12 protein-coding genes are annotated in these 17,725 nt (G+C 62.4%); 5 read left to right on the forward strand and 7 right to left on the reverse strand.

What is annotated here, in order from left to right; genetic code table 11:
* The 3 genes from ACJ8HT_RS06360 to ACJ8HT_RS06370 form a co-directional block, all read right to left on the reverse strand.
* The gene (locus ACJ8HT_RS06360) at positions 1 to 3,138 is read right to left on the reverse strand and encodes an efflux RND transporter permease subunit (RefSeq protein ID WP_197652858.1); all 3,138 of its coding nucleotides are present in this window, start codon (positions 3,136 to 3,138) and stop codon (positions 1 to 3) included.
* 1 nt (position 3,139) lies between these two features.
* The gene (locus ACJ8HT_RS06365; protein ID WP_197652859.1) at positions 3,140 to 4,282 is read right to left on the reverse strand and encodes an efflux RND transporter periplasmic adaptor subunit; all 1,143 of its coding nucleotides are present in this window, start codon (positions 4,280 to 4,282) and stop codon (positions 3,140 to 3,142) included.
* Between the two features lie 129 nt (positions 4,283 to 4,411).
* Positions 4,412 to 5,926: an MDR family MFS transporter gene (locus tag ACJ8HT_RS06370; RefSeq protein WP_197652860.1), complete on the reverse strand. Its 1,515-nt coding sequence runs from the start codon at positions 5,924 to 5,926 to the stop codon at positions 4,412 to 4,414.
* 82 nt (positions 5,927 to 6,008) lie between these two features.
* Between ACJ8HT_RS06370 and ACJ8HT_RS06375 the strand changes: the two genes are divergently transcribed.
* Positions 6,009 to 6,677 (forward strand): TetR/AcrR family transcriptional regulator, encoded by a 669-nt coding sequence (locus ACJ8HT_RS06375; protein ID WP_204275783.1) that lies wholly within the window; start codon positions 6,009 to 6,011, stop codon positions 6,675 to 6,677.
* On the opposite strand, the gene ACJ8HT_RS06380 is transcribed toward ACJ8HT_RS06375, so the two are convergent.
* A complete protein-coding gene (locus ACJ8HT_RS06380) occupies positions 6,674 to 7,369 on the reverse strand; it encodes a class I SAM-dependent methyltransferase (protein ID WP_195873448.1) in 696 nt (231 codons plus the stop codon). The two genes, ACJ8HT_RS06375 and ACJ8HT_RS06380, sit on opposite strands and share 4 nt — an antisense overlap.
* A gap of 76 nt (positions 7,370 to 7,445) precedes the next feature.
* The gene (locus tag ACJ8HT_RS06385; protein WP_197652861.1) at positions 7,446 to 8,585 is read right to left on the reverse strand and encodes an agmatine deiminase family protein; all 1,140 of its coding nucleotides are present in this window, start codon (positions 8,583 to 8,585) and stop codon (positions 7,446 to 7,448) included.
* 143 nt (positions 8,586 to 8,728) lie between these two features.
* On the opposite strand from ACJ8HT_RS06385, the gene ACJ8HT_RS06390 reads away from it, so the two are divergent.
* From ACJ8HT_RS06390 to ACJ8HT_RS06400, 3 genes are all read left to right on the forward strand, one after another.
* Entirely contained in the window at positions 8,729 to 9,592 is an 864-nt protein-coding gene (locus tag ACJ8HT_RS06390; RefSeq protein ID WP_197652862.1) for a LysR substrate-binding domain-containing protein, read from the forward strand.
* Between the two features lie 161 nt (positions 9,593 to 9,753).
* Positions 9,754 to 11,427: a gamma-glutamyltransferase gene (gene ggt / locus ACJ8HT_RS06395; RefSeq protein ID WP_197652863.1), complete on the forward strand. Its 1,674-nt coding sequence runs from the start codon at positions 9,754 to 9,756 to the stop codon at positions 11,425 to 11,427.
* A 207-nt stretch (positions 11,428 to 11,634) separates the two neighbouring features.
* Complete coding sequence (locus ACJ8HT_RS06400; RefSeq protein WP_194571502.1) at positions 11,635 to 13,929, forward strand: FdhF/YdeP family oxidoreductase; 2,295 nt, start codon at positions 11,635 to 11,637, stop codon at positions 13,927 to 13,929.
* Between the two features lie 71 nt (positions 13,930 to 14,000).
* On the opposite strand, the gene ACJ8HT_RS06405 is transcribed toward ACJ8HT_RS06400, so the two are convergent.
* Positions 14,001 to 15,926 carry a DUF3857 domain-containing protein gene (locus tag ACJ8HT_RS06405; RefSeq protein WP_197652864.1) on the reverse strand — a complete coding sequence of 642 codons (1,926 nt, stop codon included), beginning with the start codon at positions 15,924 to 15,926 and terminating at the stop codon, positions 14,001 to 14,003.
* A gap of 122 nt (positions 15,927 to 16,048) precedes the next feature.
* A complete protein-coding gene (locus ACJ8HT_RS06410) occupies positions 16,049 to 16,618 on the reverse strand; it encodes a helix-turn-helix domain-containing protein (RefSeq protein ID WP_342143783.1) in 570 nt (189 codons plus the stop codon).
* Positions 16,619 to 16,747: 129 nt separating this feature from the next.
* On the opposite strand from ACJ8HT_RS06410, the gene ACJ8HT_RS06415 reads away from it, so the two are divergent.
* Complete coding sequence (locus ACJ8HT_RS06415) at positions 16,748 to 17,644, forward strand: DMT family transporter (RefSeq protein ID WP_197652865.1); 897 nt, start codon at positions 16,748 to 16,750, stop codon at positions 17,642 to 17,644.
* The last annotated feature ends 81 nt before the right edge of the window (positions 17,645 to 17,725 follow it).

Raw genomic sequence — 17,725 nt, forward strand, 5'->3', positions numbered from 1 at the left:
TTATTCTCCTGCCTGTGACGGCGGGTTGGCGGGCCGACGGGTAAACATGCGGCGCACCAACACATAAAACAGCGGGACGAAAAAGATGGCCAATGCGGTGGCGGTGATGGTGCCACCGATGATGCCGGTACCGATGGCGATGCGGCTGTTGGCGCCGGCGCCGCTGGATACCGCCAGCGGCAGCACCCCGGCGGTAAATGCCAGCGAGGTCATCAGGATCGGCCGCAGGCGCATGCGCGCCGCGTGGACCGCCGCGCCAATCAGCGTTTCACCGCGCTGATGCATCTCCTCGGCGAACTCGACGATCAAAATGGCGTTCTTCGCCGACAGGCCGATGATGGTGAGCAGCGCCACCTGGAAGTAGATGTCGTTTTCCAGCCCACGCAGGGTGATCGCCAGCAGCGATCCCACCACGCCCATCGGCACCACCAACATCACCGCGAACGGAATCGACCAGCTCTCATACAGCGCCGCCAGGCACAGGAACACCACGATGAGCGAAATGGCGTACAGCGACGACGCCTGGCCGCTGGTCAGCCGCTCCTGATAGGACAGCCCGCTCCAGGAATAGCTGCTGCCGGCGGAGAATGTTGCCGCCAGTTTCTCCATCTCGCTCATCGCCGTACCGGAGCTGACGCCGGCGGCGCCCTGCCCGGTGATCTCGAACGACGACAGCCCGTTATAGCGCGACAGGTTTTCCGGCCCGTAGATCCAGTGCGAAGACGCAAAGGCGGAGAACGGCGTCATGCTGCTGGCGCCCGACGCGTTAGTACCGCGCACAAACCAGCGGTCGAGATCTTCCGGCTTGGCGCGGTACTGTACATCGCCCTGCATATAGACTTTTTTCACCCGGTTGCGATCGATAAAGTCGTTGATGTAGGTGCTGCCGAACGCGCTGCTGAGGGTGCTGTTGACGTCGGCGGCGCTCAGGCCGAGCGCCTGCAGCTTGCCGTTGTCGATCTCCACCTGCAGCTGCGGGGTGTCCGGCAAGGTGTTGGCGCGCACCGCCAGCAGCGCCGGGTTGTTGCCGGCGGCGGCAACGATCTGATCGCGCATCGCCTGCAGTTCGGCGCGGGTGGTCGCCCCTTTGGCCTGCAGCTCGAAGGTGAAGCCGTCGGACTGGCCGAAACCGTCGATCGCCGGTGGGCTCATGGAGAAGACCTGGGCGTCGCGCAGCGAGGCGAAGTGCGCCATGGCGCGTTTGGCGATGGCGTCGGCGGTGTTCGCGCTGCCGCTGCGCTGGCTCCAGTCTTTGAGGCTGACGAACGCCATGCCGGCGTTTTGCCCGCTGCCGCTGAAGCCGAATCCGTTGATGGTGAAAATGGTGCTGACGTTGGCCTTTTCCTGGTCGAGGAAATAGGCGGTCACCGCCTCGCTCACCGCCGAGGTGCGCGCGTTGGTGGCGCCTGCCGGCAAGGTGTATTGTACCATCACCGTGCCCTGATCCTCGTTGGGCAGAAAGCCGGTCGGCAAGCGCAGGTACATCACGGCCGCGGCGATCAACAGCAGGCCGTACAGCAGCAGATAGCGCGTCGGCCGGTGGATTACCCCACCGACCTTGTCGGCGTACTTCTCCTGCAGCCGGTCATAGCCGCGGTTGAATTTGCCCAGCAAGCCCTTGTCGGTCTGCGCGTAGTGCGCGGGCTTCAGCAACGTGGCGCACAATGCCGGCGCCAGCGTCAACGCCAGCACCACCGACAGCACCATCGAGGAGACGACGGTGATCGAAAATTGGCGATAGATCACCCCGGTGGAGCCGCCGAAGAACGCCATCGGCAGAAACACCGCCGACAGCACCAGCGCGATGCCGACCAATGCGCCGGTGATTTCGCGCATCGATTTCTCCGTCGCCTCGCGCGGCGGCAGCTTATCCTCCCGCATCACGCGTTCGACGTTTTCCACCACCACGATGGCGTCGTCCACCAACAGCCCGATCGCCAACACCATGCCGAACAGCGTCAGGGTATTGATTGAATAGCCGAACGCCGCCAGCACGCCGAAGGTGCCCAGCAATACCACCGGCACGGTGATGGTCGGGATCAGCGTGGTGCGCAGGTTTTGCAGGAACACGAACATCACCACTACCACTAACGCCACCGCTTCGAACAGCGTTTTCACCACCTCCTCGATCGAGATGTTGATAAAGTCGGTGCTGTCTTTCGGGTAGGCCACCTTGTAGCCCTGCGGCATCGCACTTTGGTATTCCGCCACCTTGGCCTTCACCAGCTTGGCGGTGTTGAGGGCGTTGGCACCCGCCGCCAGCTTGACCGCGATCCCCGCCGCCGGGTGGCCGTTGAGGTGTGCGCTGGCGGAGTAGTCCTCGTTGCCCAGCTCAATTCGCGCCACGTCGCCCAACCGCACCAGCGCGCCGCTGCTGTCGCTTTTCAGGATGATATTGCGAAACTGTTCCGGCGTTTGCAGCCGCGACTGCGCCTTTACCGTGGCGGTCAGCTGCTGATCGGCGGCGGCCGGCAAATCGCCGATCTTGCCGGCGGACACCTGGGTGTTTTGCGCTTCGATCGCCGTCTGCACGTCGGAAGGCATCAGCGCATAGCTCGCCAGCTTGGTCGGATCCAGCCAGATACGCATCGCGTATTCCGAGCCGAACACCTGCACGTCCCCCACGCCCTCGATGCGCGACAGCGGATCCTGCAGGTTGCTGACCAGATAGTCGGAGATATCGGCCATCGTCGCCTTATCGCTTTCGTCATACAGCCCGACGATCAGCAGGAAGCTGCTCTGGGATTTCTTGACCGTCACGCCCTGCGCGGTAACCGCGCTCGGCAAACGGCTTTCCGCCTGCTGCACCTTGTTTTGCACCTGCACCTGAGCGATATCCGGATCGGTGCCCTGATCAAAGGTGACGTTGATGCTGACCGAGCCGCTGGAGCTGCTGGTCGAAGAAAAATACAGCAGGCCGTCCAGGCCGGTGAGCTGTTGCTCAATCACCTGCGTGACGCTGTTTTCCAGCGTTTCCGCGTCTGCGCCCGGGTAGGTGGCGGAGATGGAAATCTGCGGCGGCGAGACGTCCGGGTACTGCGAAACGGGCAACGAATTGATCGACATCAGGCCGCACAGCATGATGATGATGGCGATCACCCAGGCGAATACCGGCCGCCGGATAAAGAACTGCGCCATATCACTGCTCCCCGCGTTGGGTTTTGTCGACCGAGACTTCAACCGGCTTCACCGCGGCGCCGATCGTGACCTTGCTGGTGCCTTCGACGATCAGGCGATCGCCTTCGTTCAGCCCGCTGCCGATCAGCCAATTGCTGCCCACCACCCGTTCGGCGCTGACGGTGCGCTGCGCCACTTTGTTCTGTTCGTCCACCACCAACGCGGTGGCTTCCCCTTTGGCGTTGCGGGTTATGCCCTGCTGCGGCGCCAGAATCGCTTTGGGATCGACGCCGTTATCCACCGTGGCGTGGACATACATGCCGGGCAGCAGCTCATGTTCGGGGTTGGGGAACACCGCGCGCAGCGTGACCGAACCGGTGGCTTCGTCCACCGCGACTTCGGTCAGCTCGAGCTTGCCGGCATGGGCATAAGGCGTACCGTCCTCCAGCTTGATGGCGACCGGCGTGACCGCGCCGCGCTGTAACGCCGCCTGCTGGCGCCGCAGTTTAAGCAGCTGGGCGCTGGACTGGGTCAGATCGACATAGATAGGGTCGAGCGCGCGGATGGTGGCCAACGCATCGGTTTGGCTGGCGGTGACCAGCGCGCCCGGCGTCACCGATGAGATACCGATACGCCCGCCGATCGGCGCCCGCACCTGGGTATAAGCGAGGTTGATGCGCGCCGTCTCCAGCGCCGCCTGATACTGGGCCACCGACGCCACGGCCGCCAGATAGGCGGCTTTGGCATCGTCCGCATCCTGCTGAGAAACGCCGTTCTCTTTCACCAGCGCCGCATAGCGCTGCGATTTGAGCCGGGTGGATTGCACCGTGGCCTGGGCGTTTTTCAGCTGGGCGGCGGCCTGATCGTAGCTGGCCTGATAGCTGGCGGGGTCAATTTGGTACAATACCTGCCCGGCTTTCACCTCGGCGCCTTCGGTAAATAACCGCTGCTTGATGATGCCGTCGACCTGTGGCCGCACGTCGGAGGTCATGGTGGCGTTGACCCGGCCGGTCAGCTCGCTGCTCAGGGTCACTGACTGGCCGCGCAGCGTGACCACGCCGACCTCCTGTTCTGCGCCCGCGCCGGCTGGCGCACCGGCGTTTTGCCCATCGCAGGCGGCCAGCAACAGCGACAGCCCAAGCACCAAAAGCGTTTTCCTCTGCATTGCAATACGATCCTGTTGAGAATGACTATTCTCAATATATCGAATGCCGGAATGCGCTTCTGAAAGGGTTGCGTAAGGATTCGGTAAAAGTTCGTCGGGCAGCGCCGGCCGGAGCGGCCGGCGTCGGGATTATTTGTGCCGCAGCGGCACGTCTTTCAAGAGCCAGGTCAGCGCAAAAGCCAACGCCATCACCCCGGCGGCAATTTGATACACCGAATGGATCGCCCCGCCGAAGGCCTGCAGGTAATCCTGCTGCAGCGCCGCCGGCAAATGGTGCACCGCTTCTGCACCGCGCGCGCGCGGCAGCTGCGCGCCTTCCGGCAACAGCGCCGCCAAACGGGTGTGCAGCACCTGCGTGAAAATCGCCCCGAACACCGCTACGCCTATCGAACCGCCGATAGAGCGGAACAGCGTGGCGCTCGAGGTCGCGACCCCCATATGTCGGGGCTCCACGCTGTTCTGCGCCGCCAGGATCATCACTTGCATCACCATGCCCAGGCCCAACCCCAGCAGGCAAATGTACAGGTACAGTTGCTGCACCGGCGTGTTATTGGTCAGGGTGCCGAGCAACGTCATCGCCCCCAATGCGCACAGGGTGCCGACGATCGGAAACAGCCGGTATTTACCGCGTTTGCTGATGAGCCGGCCGCTGATGATCGAGCTGACCATAATGCCGCCCATCAACGGCAGCAGCTGCATCCCGGCCTGCGATGGCGTCGAGCCTTTCACCACCTGCAGATACAGCGGCAGGAAAGTCACGGAGCCGAACAGCGACATGCCGACGATAAAGCCGATCAGGCCGCACAGCACGAAGGTACGGTTGCGAAACAGCCCGAGGGGAATGATCGGTTCACCGGCCAGCCGCTCCTCATAGATAAAGCCGCCCAGCGACACCAGGCCAAAGGCCAGAATGCACCACAGCTGGCCGTCCGACCAGGCCATGACCGTGCCGCCCTGGCTGGTGAACAGGATGATGCAGGTGAGCGCCATCGCCAGGTAACCGGCGCCGAGGAAGTCGATTTCATGCCGCACTCGATTGACCTGCGACTGAAACACCGCGCCAATCACCAGCAGGGCGAACAGACCCAGCGGCAGATTGATGTAGAAAATCCAGCGCCAGGAAAAATGCTGCACCAGCAGGCCGCCGATCAGCGGCCCCACCACCGTGGCCAAGCCGAATACCCCACCGAACAGCCCCTGATAGCGGCCGCGTTCCGCCGGCGGGATCACGTCGCCGACCACCGCCAGGGTGACCACCAACAGCCCGCCGCCGCCCAACCCTTGCAGCGCGCGCATCAGAATCAGCTGCGTCATGTTTTGCGCCAGCCCACACAGTACCGACCCAAGCAAAAACAGCACAATAGCGATTTGCAGCACAATCTTGCGGCCGAAAAGATCGCCGAATTTGCCGTACAGCGGCACTACGATGGTGGAAGACAGCAGATAGGCCGTCACCACCCACGACAGTTTCTCAAGCCCACCAAACTCGCCGACGATGGTCGGCAGCGCGGTGGAGACAATGGTTTGATCCAGCGCCGCCAGCAGCATCACCAGCAGCAACGCGGAAAACAGCAACGTGAGCGAAGGCGCCTTGGCTGGCACCCCGCCGCGATCGGGCCGGGTTGTCGGGTTTTCAATCTCCATCGGAGTCAGTTCACTTGTAATTAATTAATCGCATAATTAATATATGAGTCATCCTTTTCTCCGGTCAATGGATCTCACCGCGATGACAGCACGAAACGTTCAAACTCCCGCCAAGCCTCGCCGCCCCGGCCGGCCGAGCGGCGGCGCCAAAGGGGCGGACAAACGCGAGCATTTGCTTGATACCGCACTGAACCTGTTTGCCCGCCAGGGGATCGTAGACACCTCGTTGAACGCCATTGCGCGCGAGGCAAACGTCACCCCGGCCATGCTGCACTACTACTTTCATAACCGCGATCAGCTGCTGGACGTACTGATCGAGGAGCGCTTTCTGCCGGTGCGCAAAATGGCCGGCGAAGTGTTTGACGCCAACGCGGACGATCCCGTCACCGCCTTCACCCTGCTGGCGCAACGTTTTATCGACATCGCGTTGGAACACCCCTGGTTCGCCCCGCTGTGGCTGCGGGAGGTCATGAGTGAAAGCGGCGTGCTGAAACAGCGCATGGATGAACGGTTCGGCGATGAGCGCCGCCAAATCGCGCTGCAATCCATCGCGCGCTGGCAGGCGCAGGGTAAACTCAACCCCGATCTCGAGCCTTCCCTGCTGTTCTTCACGCTGTTCGGCATCACGCTGCTGCCGCTGGCCACCGCGCCGAAATGGCGGCGCGAACGGGATAAAGGCCAGCTGAACGCCGAAGATATCGCCCGCCACGCCGTCGCCCTGCTGCGTTACGGCATCGGCCCGGCGCGTTAACGCGTCGGCACTGAAGGTTTGACCAACCTGAATACCGTTTTGGTGTGCCAATAGTAATCGATCGACGCCGCGATATCCGGCATCCAGCCGTTTGGCTCATAGGGCACGAAGCCGGAAAAGCCCAGCCTGCGGGCAGAGACCTGGAACCCCGCGGCGGAGAAAATGCGCGCATAGTCGGCCAGCGAGCGATCCTGCACCACGGTATGCGTCTGCTCAGCTACCCTTTCACGCCACTGCGGCCACAGCGGGTTGCCGGTGTGGCAACCGGTCACCGCATAGTAAACGCCGCCCGGCTTCAGCGCCCGCAGCATATCGGCGGCATGTTGCGCAATGTCTTCGATCAGGTAGATGACTTCATGGCTGAAGGCGATATCAAAGTGGCTATCCCACCCGTGCAGCCGCGTGTCGGTTTGATAAACCACCGGCAGATTCCCTTTTAGCCGGTTGGCTTCATCGACGGATTGTCGCGCGATATCGACGCCAACCGCCTGCTGGAATGGGCGAATTTGATGCAGCAAACGCAGAAAGCCGCCCTGATTACAGCCAAAGTCCAGCACGCTGATACCGGAGAGTTCATTTTCCGGCACCAAACCGATCAGATGGCGCCAAATAGGCGCATGGCCATCGGCCATGGCCTGTTCTGCGTGCGGATCGCGATACCAGGTGGGAATGCTCAAGGGTGAGTCGTTCATTATGGCCTCCTTAGGTTTCCACTCAGCCAACCACACCCTATGGCGACAAACAACCGAGTACGCATTTTTTGAACACTCACCGATCCGGCTTGCCATGCGCCGGCAGTTGGTTGGTTGCGCAGTGAATGCCGCCGCCGCCGGCCGCGATGGCGTCGATCTCCAGCTGCACCACCTTGCGCTGCGGATAGAGCGCCGTCAGCAGCTCAAGCGCCGCCCGGTCCGCCTGTGGGTCGCCAAACTCCGGGGCGATCACCGCGCCGTTGATGACGAAATAGTTGATGTAGCCCGCTGCAAAATCCGGGTTGTTGCGGCTGAATCGGCTGTCGCGCGGCGCCAGCGGCGGCGAAAGCGTATGCACCTGCAGCCTGCGGCCGTCGGCGTCGGTCGCCGCCTTGAGGATCGCCAGATGTTGCTGGGTAACCGCATGGTCATAAGAGGCCGGATCGGTGTCCAGATTGGCCACCACCACGCCTGGTCGCACGAAGCGGGCGTAAAAATCGACGTGGGCGTCGGTGATGTCCCGGCCTTTAATGCCCGGCAGCCAGATAATTTTGCGCAGGCCGAGCATCGCTTTCAGCTCCTGCTCCACCCGGTCCCGGCTCCAGCCCGGATTACGGTTCGCATTCACCCAGCTGCTTTCGGTCATGATGCCGGTGCCGTGCCCGTCCACTTCGATACCGCCGCCTTCGCCTATCAGTGCGCTGCGGCGCAGTTGGGCGGCACCGTAGCGCTTGGCGGCAAACGCCGCCAACCGCGCATCCTTGGCATGCCGCTGCTTATTGCCCCAGCCGTTGAAGTTGAAATCCACCGCCCCGAGTTCGCCGGCGCCGTTGACAACGAAATTGGCGCCGAAGTCGCGCACCCAGATGTCATCCAGTTCGGTGACGACATAGCTGACGTTGTGACTGCCGCAGGTGGCCTCGGCCAATTGCCGTTCACGCTCGCGGCAAAATACCGTCACCGGCTGAAACTCGGCGATGGCGCGGGCGATACGGCCCTGCGCCGCCTGCACATCCGCCGTGAATTCGCCCCAGATCGCCCGCTGCGCGCCGAAGGCGAGAAATGCCCGCTGCTGCGGTTCTCCTTCGTCAGGCATCCGCCAGGCCGGATTAAGCGCAGCTTCTGCGTGACAGTGTAACGAAACACCCAGCGAGGCCGTCAGGCCGACCCCGGCGACGGCGGAAAGCTGTTTAATAAACACGCGGCGAGTTGACATTAAAGACCTCTTTTAATCATTTATAATTCAAAATGTTAACCGAACAATTCACGTTTATGCGGTTGAATCTTATGCTAGTCTTCCCCTGCCACCGCGACAAACGATATATTTAGTGGATATCTGATTAGACAGGCTTATCGATAATGTTAAAACACTGGCCCCCCTTGAGCGCGCTACGCGGCTTCGAAGCGGCGGCGCGCCTGGGCAGTTTTCATCAGGCTGCCGAAGAGCTGCACCTTACCCAGTCGGCCATCAGCCAGCAGATCCGCAGCCTCGAAGCGTTTCTGGAGCAGCCGCTGTTCTTCCGCACCGGCCGCAGCGTGGCGCTGACCGACGCCGGCCACGATCTGTTCAGCACCGCGCAGGTGATGCTGCAACAGCTGGCGGTCGGCATTCGCCGTTTGGATCAGTACCGCAAACCCAATCAGCTGATCGTCAACACCACTCCGGCTTTCGCCCGCCACTGGCTGATGCCGCGGCTGGGCGACTTCAATCGGCAGCATCCGCAGGTCGACCTGTGGCTGTTCACCAGTTTTGAACCGCCGAATATGGCGACGGACAGTATCGATCTGGCGATCCGCGACGATCTCAGCGCGCAGGCAGACTGCACCTTTAACGTGCTCTGCAGCGACCGGCTCTATCCCGCCTGCCACCCCAGCGTGCTGGCGCTGGCGACGGAGCAGCGCGTGACCCTGCACGGCGAACGGGAGATGGACTGGAGCCACTGGACGGTGGCGGGCGGCGCGCACGTCGGCCAGCGCGACAGCGGGCTGAACTTCTCCGATCCCGGTCTGCTGCTGGATGCCGCCTGCAATGGCCTCGGCATCGCGTTGGTCAGCCAACTGCTGGCGCAGCACGCGCGCGACGCCGGGCTGCTGCAACCGTTAACCGAGCAACGCGTGCGCGGCGCCAACTGGGCGTGGCTGCTGCACCGCGACAGCGAACACAATCCGCTCGCCCGGCACTTCTGCCAATGGCTGCAGTCGGCGTTGCCCGCCGGCACATAACGTGCCACGTCACGATTCGCTACTCTGGTCAGGCGGCCCCGCCTGACCACTGCTACCTTCAATAAAGCGCCGCAACAGCCCGAAGAAAACGCGCTAACCTGCTGTTTCAAAATAATTAGTTGAATTCACCTGATAACTGAAAATCGCTAAAAGGATCTTCTATGTCTGCCGGTTTATTGAAAACGATAGCTCTGAGCGTGGCCCTGGCCTGCACCGTTCCCACCGCCGTTGCCGCCGATCTGACCGCCGGCGCGGTCGCCGCCCCGGATCAGTATGGCGCAAAAGTCGCCGCACACATTCTGCAGGCCGGCGGCAACGCGGTTGACGCGGCGGTCGCCACCGCCTTTACCCTGGCGGTCACCTACCCTGAAGCCGGCAATATCGGCGGCGGCGGCTTTATGACGCTGTATATCGACGGCAAACCCTATTTCCTCGACTACCGCGAAGTGGCCCCCAAGGCCGCCAGCAAAACCCTATACCTGAACGAGAAAGGTGAAGTGATCGAAAATCTCAGCCTGGTGGGCAGCCGCGCCGCCGGCGTGCCGGGCACCGTGCTGGGGCTGTGGGAAGCCCACAAGCGCTTCGGCAAGCTGCCGTGGGCCGAACTGCTGACGCCGGCGATCGGCTACGCCCGGCAAGGTTTCACCGTGGCGGATCAGCAGTATCAGTACCGTGAAGACGCCAACAAGTTGTTCGCCGGTAAAACCAACTTTGGCGACTATTTCGGCGCCATGAAGCCTGGCACGGTGTTCAAACAGCCGGAGCTGGCCGCCACCCTCGAGCGCATCGCCAAGTCGGGCGCCGACGATTTTTATCACGGTGAAACCGCACGCCTGCTGGTGGCGCAAATGCAGCGCGACAACGGGCTGATCGGCGCGGCGGATTTGGCCGACTATCGGGTGAAATGGCGTGAACCGATGCGCATCAGCTGGCGCGGCAACACCGTGTATACCGCCCCGCTGCCCAGCTCCGGCGGCATCGCGCTGGCGCAGCTGCTAGGGATAAAAGAAGATCGCGCCGCCGATTTCAAAGGGGTGCCGCTGAACTCGGCGCGCTATATCCACCTGCTGGCGGAAATCGAAAAGCGCGTGTTCGCCGATCGCGCCGACTACCTCGGCGACCCGGATTTCACTAAGGTGCCGGAAGCACAGCTGATCGCCCCCGACTACCTGCAAAAACGCGCCGCCGAAATCAACCCGACGGCTATCTCGCCGACCGAACAGGTGCGGCCAGGGCTGGAAACCCACCAAACCACCCACTTCTCGATTGTCGATGCCGCCGGCAACGCAGTCAGCAACACCTATACGCTCAACTGGGACTTCGGCAGCGGCGTGGTGGTCAAAGGCGCCGGCTTCCTGCTCAACGACGAGATGGACGACTTCAGCGCCAAACCCGGCGTCGCCAACGCCTTCGGCGTGGTGGGCAGTGACGCCAACGCCATCGAGCCGGGCAAGCGCATGCTCTCCTCGATGAGCCCGACCATCATCACCCGCGACGGCGAGGTCAGCCTGGTGATCGGCACGCCGGGCGGATCGCGCATCTTCACGTCGATCTTCCAGGTGATCAACAACCTCTACGATTACCATCTGCCGCTGGCGCAGGCGGTGGCCGCCCAGCGCGTGCACCATCAGCTGTTGCCGAAGGACACCCTGTACTATGACAGCTTTGCGCCGCTGACCGGCAAACCGGCGGAAGAGCTGAAAGCCATGGGCTACACCCTCGAAGATCAGGGCTGGAACATGGGGGACATTCAGGCTATCCGCATCGATGGCCGCACGCCGGAAACCGCGTCCGATCCGCGCGGCCGCGGCGTGGGCCTGGTGGTGAAAAAGTAACGCGCACGGCGGCCCGCCTCCGGTTAAACGGGCCGCCGCTCTCCCCGCACAGACTGCCGCTGCCCCCTTTTTCACTCATCTATACTGAATCGACAGGCCCGCGCTTAACGGCGACGGCGCCTGCGTTCCGTCTTGAACGATAAAGATAATACTCATCGTAAATCAATCACCTGCATTTATCGTAAGCGGTGTCGGAGGCAAGCAACAATGGCGAAAAGACGAGCAGTACCCGGGGTACATCCCTACGATGGGCCCGCCGGCGGTTGGGGCGCGCTGAAAGCGACGGCCATCGCCGTGCGCACGCAGATGGATACCTTAGAAGCGCCGGTGACGCTGATGCGCACCAACCAGCCCGACGGGTTTGATTGCCCGGGATGCGCATGGCCGGATAAAGAACATCGATCCACCTTCCAGTTCTGTGAAAACGGCGCCAAAGCCGTGACCTGGGAAGCGACCAGCAAGCGCGTGACGCCCGAATTTCTGGCGCAAAATACCGTAACGTCGCTGCTGCAGAAAACCGATTATCAGTTGGAAGACTATGGCCGCCTGACAACCCCGCTGTTCTATGACGCCGGGACGGACACTCTGCGCCCGCTGGGCTGGGACGAGGCGTTTCAACGCATCGCTGCCGTCTTGCAGACGCTGCCGCCGGAACAGGTAGAGTTTTACACCTCCGGTCGGGCGTCCAATGAGGCGGCCTATCTGTTCCAGCTATTCGCGCGGGAGTTCGGCAGCAATAATTTCCCTGACTGTTCCAACATGTGTCATGAGCCGACCAGCGTTGGCCTGCCGCAGTCCATTGGCATCGGCAAAGGTACCGTCTCGCTGGACGACTTCGACAGCGCGGAGCTGGTTATCTCCATCGGGCACAATCCGGGCACCAATCATCCGCGCATGATGGGCACGCTGCATGAGCTGGCGCGCAAAAAGGTGCCGATCATCGTGTTCAACCCGCTGCGCGAGCGGGCGCTCGAACGTTTCACCGATCCGCAAAACGTCATCGAAATGGCGACCTACAGTTCGACCCCTATCGCTTCAACCTACTATCAGGTTAAAGCCGGCGGCGACGCCGCAGCGCTGAAAGGCATCGCCAAGGCGCTGCTGCAGCAGGATGAAACACAGGGCAATGCCGTGGATCACGCCTTTATTGCCGAGCACACGGAAGGATTTGCCGCTTTCGCCGCCGATTTGGCGGCTACCCGTTGGGAAGCTATCGAAGCGGAGAGCGGCCTGGCGCGCCAGGATCTGGAACAGGTCGCCGCCGCCTACGCAAAATCCAACGCCACCATCGTGACCTACGGCATGGGCATTACCCAGCACAATAAAGGCACCGCCAACGTGCGTCTGATCGCCGATCTGCTGCTGCTGCGCGGCAACATCGGCAAACCGGGCGCCGGCATCTGCCCGCTGCGCGGCCATTCCAACGTGCAGGGCAACCGTACCGTCGGCATCACCGAAAAACCCTCGGTCGATTTTCTGACGAAGCTGGAAACGGTGTTTGGCTTCACGCCGCCCAAAGCCCACGGCCATGATGCCGTGAAATGCATGCAGGCGATGATCGACGGCACCTCGAAGGCGTTGATCTGCCTGGGCGGTAACTTCGCCGTGGCGCTGCCGGACCCCGAGCAGAGTTTCCCGGCGATGAAAGCGCTGGAATTAAGCGTGCATATCGGCACCAAACTCAACCGCAGCCATCTGTTGGTGGCGAAACAAACCCTCATTCTGCCCTGCCTGGGGCGCACCGAGCTGGATCTGCAGGCCGGCGGACGGCAATCGGTGACGGTGGAGGATTCGATGTCGATGGTGCATGCCTCGTCCGGCAAACTCAAACCTGCGTCGGAACTGCTGCGTTCGGAACCCGCCATCGTGGCCGGCATGGCCAAAGCGGTGATGCCCAGCAGCAAGGTGCCCTGGGATGAACTGATCGAAGATTACGATGTGATCCGCGATCTGATCGAAAAAACCATTCCGGGCTTCGACGATTACAACGCGCGCATCCGCCAGCCGGGCGGTTTCCGCATGCCGTTGCCGCCAACCGAGCGCCGGTGGCCGACGCCGACGGGCAAAGCGATGTTTTCCGTGTTCAGCGGGCTGCATGAGGATGAGACTGTTGCAGACCAAGACACGCTGCGGCTGATTACGCTGCGCAGCCACGATCAGTACAACACCACCATCTATGCCCTGGATGATCGCTACCGCGGGGTTTTCGGCCGGCGCGACGTCTTGTTCATGAATGACAGCGATCTGCAACGTTTAGGGCTGGAGCATGGCGACGTGGTCGACCTGGAAACGGCGCTGCCCGGCTGCACTCAACGCCTGGAGGGCATCACGGTGATCGCCTACAACATTTCAGCCGGTTCGGTCGGCGCCTACTATCCGGAGGCCAACGTGCTGGTGCCGCTGCATTACATCGATGAGGAAAGCGGCACGCCTTCGTACAAATCGGTGCCGATCCGCGTGACGCTGAGATCCAAAGAGGTGCGCGAGGTCAACATCGCGTAGAGGGAACTCTACGGGCCCCCAAACTCTTGTCTGTTTGGGGGCCATTTTTTTATCCAGCTACGGGCATCGGCTTACTTGCCGTTGGCCAATTCGCCGTACACCACCTGGCCGCGGAAACCGCGCCGCACCTGCTGGAACAGCTCGCGGAACGCCGGGTAATCCTGCGCCTGGCACAGCGCTTCCTTACCGCGAATGGCGTTCACCTGCAGCTGATGATTGACGATCACCTGCTGCCCGTCACGCCGCCACGCCACGCGATAGTCGCCCGCCGCATTGCGGAACTGTCTGTCTTGCGGAATGGCGATGATCGGCACGTTGGCCGGCAGCTGCAGACGGTAGGTTTCGTCGTAGCGCTGCGCGCTGCAGTAGAACGGCGTTTCGTTGCCCGGCGCCGCCGTGGTGGTATACAGCGTGCGGAACGATTTGCCGCCGGGCGGATTCGGCAGCGTCATGCCGCCCACTACGCCGAAATCGACGTAGTCGTCCGCCTTGAAGCGGAAGCGATAACCGAACTGTTTTTTGAGATCCAGCGGATCGCTGTTCATCGCCACTTCGCCGCTGCCGTCGATGCCGGAGGCGGACATGATCGACGCTTCGGCCTGCGCCCGGTTCTGCCGGTTGATCTGCGAGAAGTAGCCCCGCAGGTCAATCTCTTCCACTTCGCTCAGCCGACGCTCGGTTTGCCCGTGCAGATTGCCCGCTTTGTCGAACACGAAATCGACGCTCAGCGCGCTCTTGACCGGCTGCTCGTCGCTGCCCGGCGTGCGCGCCAGCTTGGCGTCGCGCGTCAGCAGCACCGGTGCCCCCAGGTCGCCTTCCGGCAGTTGCCCGAACCGCGCCCACGGATTGGTGGAATCCAGGTACAGTTTGAATTCGGGCACGTAGGTGATGGCGTGGTTAAAACGGCTGAGCAGCGGCACCTTAGGCAGTATCGGGCCTTCGTCCATGCCGATCAGCACCGGCGAGCTTGCAATGCCCTTGGCGGCAAGCAGCGCCTCCAGGATCACCACGTGGTCCTTACAGTCGCCGTAGTGGTTGTCGAGAATGCTCTGCGCCGAATTCGGCTCCAGCCCGCCGTTGCCCAAATACACCGCCACGTAGCGAATGTTTTGCGCCACCCAGCGATAGAGGGCCTCCGCCTGCTCGCGCCGATCGCTGATGCCGGCGGTGATGTTGTCCGCCAGCGCCTGAATGCCCGGCGTCACCTTCGCCGCCGCGCCGGCCTTCAGCTGGTAGGCCTTGGCCAACTGCGGCCACTCGCGGTAGGTGCTGGCCATGATGGTCGGGCTGAAGGTCCAGCTGTCCGCCGCCCAGTTTTGTGATTTCATCGGCGCGCTGCGCGAATAATGCCAGCGCCAGTGCGCCTGCCCATCGCGGATCTGCGGCTGGTCCCCGCCTTCCACGCCGCGCGTGAAGATATGCATCGGCAGCTTGGCCGGCGCCTGCAGGGTCACTTCGGCGTCGTCGAACTGATCGAAAACGCTGAACGTTTCCCACAGGCCGAAATAGTCGGGGAAATACGGGGTGTTTTGCGTGCGGCGCAGCTCATACACCACGCGCGATCCCGGCGCCAGGTTGGAGAACACGATGACGCGCACTTTGCGGTCAGCATACAGCGGCGCCGTGGCGCTGGAGTAGCTTTCCTGGGTATAAATGCGATCGGGCGCCACGTCGTGGCGCTGGCCGTCGGCGGTCAACGTGTAGGCGGCGACCACCTCCAGCGTTTCCATTTTTTCGCTGTAGCTCAGGCGGATCTGGCTGAATTTCTCGACCGCCGCCTTGGTCTTCAGCAGCACTTCGTAGCTTTCCGTCTTCACGTTGGTGGCGTTGGCGTTGACGCGGTAATCCGCGCGATAGCGTACGAAGCTGAAATCGTTGTTGGCCGTGTCGTTCTGGCCCTGATCCGCCGCGGCGGGCGGAGCAACGGCCAACACGGTGGCCGGGTGCGTTGCCGTCAAACCGGCGAATAACAGCAGGGAAGGAATAGCGATTTTCATCTTCGGTCCTTGAAGGGCAATAAACGGCGACGCCGGGCTACGCGCCCGTCCCGGCGTCAAAACAGGCGGGCACACTAATATAATTGAGAATCATTTTCAATAAACGGACCTTCAACGCCCGACTAACCCTGTTCGATCAGCATCACGGCGGTGGTCTCCGGCTCCAGCGCCTCGAAAACGTGCTCGCGATCGGCGGAGTAGCTGATGTAATCGCCGGTGCTCAGCTCCAGCGGCTGGTCCGCCGGCCCGAGACGTGCCCGCCCGCTGCTGATAATCACATGCTCGACGGTGCCGGGGGGATGCGGCCGGGAAAGTTTGGCTTCGCCGGGCTGCACCCGCAGCCGGTAAATGTCGCGCTGCGCCCCCGGTGGGCAGGTGGCCAACAGCGTGGCGGCGTAGTTGCCCTGCTCCGACAGCGCCGGCGTGCCTTCATGCGCGCGGATCACTTGCACCTGCCTGCTCGGCTGTGAAATCAGCCGGCTGACCGGCACGTCCAGCGCCATCGCCAGCGCCCACAGCGTTTCCAGGCTGGGATTGCCGCTGCCGGCTTCCAGCTGCGACAGCGTGGATTTGGCGATGCCCGCACGCTTCGCCAGTTCGGTCACCGACAGGTTCAACCGCTCCCGCTCGCGGCGGATTGCCGCCGACAGCAGGCCGATAGGCGTGATGTTCTGCATCCGATCGTCACTCATTGTTCGTTATACCATCCATTTGTTCGGCTTGACGAACACTCGTGTTCGTGTTCATCATAATGTTCGATTGTTCATTTTAATGATTAAGCCGCTTCACCACAAGTACGGCCAGGCAACGAAGGAAACAACATGAAAACGAAAACGCGCGGTGCAGTGCAAATGATCCTCGCCATGACCATCTCCGGCACCGTGGGGTGGCCGGTGCTCGTTTTGGGGCAGCCGCCGGCGACGGTGGTGTTTTGGCGCTGCGCGTTCGGCGCGCTGGCCATGCTGGCGACCTGCGCCGCATTCGGTCAGTTGAAACAAGGCGCGATCAACCGCCGCCAGCTGGCCTTCGCCATTCTGGGGGGGATCGCCCTGGTGCTCAACTGGACGCTGCTGTTTGCCGCCTATCAGCATGCTTCGATCGCTGTCGCCACCGTCACCTACCACGTTCAGCCGTTCATGTTGGTGGCGCTGGGGGCGCTGCTGTTCGGCGAAAAACTGACGGCCGATCGGCTGGGCTGGCTTCTGCTGGCGTTCGCGGGGATGGTGTTGATCGTCGCCGGCCGGCAAAACGGCGGCAGCGGCGATGGCTACCTGCTTGGCGTGGCGCTGGCGCTGGGCGCAGCCCTGATGTACGCCATTGCGGCGGCGATCGTCAAACAGCTGGCCGCGCTGCCGCCGCAGCTGATCGTGTTGATTCAGCTGACCGTCGGCGCGTTGGCGCTGGCGCCGTTCGCCGGCCTGGCTACGCCGCCGGCGGCCCCCCTCGACTGGCTGCTGCTGGCGAGCCTCGGCCTGGTGCATACCGGTTTGATGTCCACGCTGCTGTATGGCGCCATTCAGAAGATCCCCACGACACTGGTCGGCGCCCTGTCGTTCATCTACCCGGCGGTGGCGATCGTGGTGGACTGGGCTGTGTTCGGCCACCGCCTCAGCCTGCTGCAGCTGCTGGGCACGCTGGCGATCCTGGGCGCTGCGGCGGGCATGAACTTCGGCTGGCGGATCCCGCCGGTCATCCGACGGGTTGATAAAACCGGTTAATCCCGTCCGGCGGGCAAGCTATGCACAATAAGGCATTCGTCTTGCGCCCGGCGCGGTGTTATTTATTTAAACCGTGTAGGG

It is taken from the genome of Serratia sp. CY44782, from assembly GCF_052168715.1.
GTDB lineage: Bacteria > Pseudomonadota > Gammaproteobacteria > Enterobacterales > Enterobacteriaceae > Serratia > Serratia nevei.

What these genes read in the sequence shown, in the direction of transcription:
- ACJ8HT_RS06380 (WP_195873448.1), bottom strand. Translation starts at nt 7,369, where the DNA reads ATGAACGACTCACCCTTGAGCATTCCCACCTGGTATCGCGATCCGCAC.
- ACJ8HT_RS06400 (WP_194571502.1), top strand. Translation starts at nt 11,635, where the DNA reads ATGGCGAAAAGACGAGCAGTACCCGGGGTACATCCCTACGATGGGCCC.
- ACJ8HT_RS06415 (WP_197652865.1), top strand. Translation starts at nt 16,748, where the DNA reads ATGAAAACGAAAACGCGCGGTGCAGTGCAAATGATCCTCGCCATGACC.
- ACJ8HT_RS06385 (WP_197652861.1), bottom strand. Translation starts at nt 8,585, where the DNA reads ATGTCAACTCGCCGCGTGTTTATTAAACAGCTTTCCGCCGTCGCCGGG.
- ACJ8HT_RS06410 (WP_342143783.1), bottom strand. Translation starts at nt 16,618, where the DNA reads ATGAGTGACGATCGGATGCAGAACATCACGCCTATCGGCCTGCTGTCG.
- ACJ8HT_RS06405 (WP_197652864.1), bottom strand. Translation starts at nt 15,926, where the DNA reads ATGAAAATCGCTATTCCTTCCCTGCTGTTATTCGCCGGTTTGACGGCA.
- ACJ8HT_RS06360 (WP_197652858.1), bottom strand. Translation starts at nt 3,138, where the DNA reads ATGGCGCAGTTCTTTATCCGGCGGCCGGTATTCGCCTGGGTGATCGCC.
- ggt (WP_197652863.1), top strand. Translation starts at nt 9,754, where the DNA reads ATGTCTGCCGGTTTATTGAAAACGATAGCTCTGAGCGTGGCCCTGGCC.
- ACJ8HT_RS06375 (WP_204275783.1), top strand. Translation starts at nt 6,009, where the DNA reads ATGACAGCACGAAACGTTCAAACTCCCGCCAAGCCTCGCCGCCCCGGC.
- ACJ8HT_RS06365 (WP_197652859.1), bottom strand. Translation starts at nt 4,282, where the DNA reads ATGCAGAGGAAAACGCTTTTGGTGCTTGGGCTGTCGCTGTTGCTGGCC.
- ACJ8HT_RS06390 (WP_197652862.1), top strand. Translation starts at nt 8,729, where the DNA reads ATGTTAAAACACTGGCCCCCCTTGAGCGCGCTACGCGGCTTCGAAGCG.
- ACJ8HT_RS06370 (WP_197652860.1), bottom strand. Translation starts at nt 5,926, where the DNA reads ATGGAGATTGAAAACCCGACAACCCGGCCCGATCGCGGCGGGGTGCCA.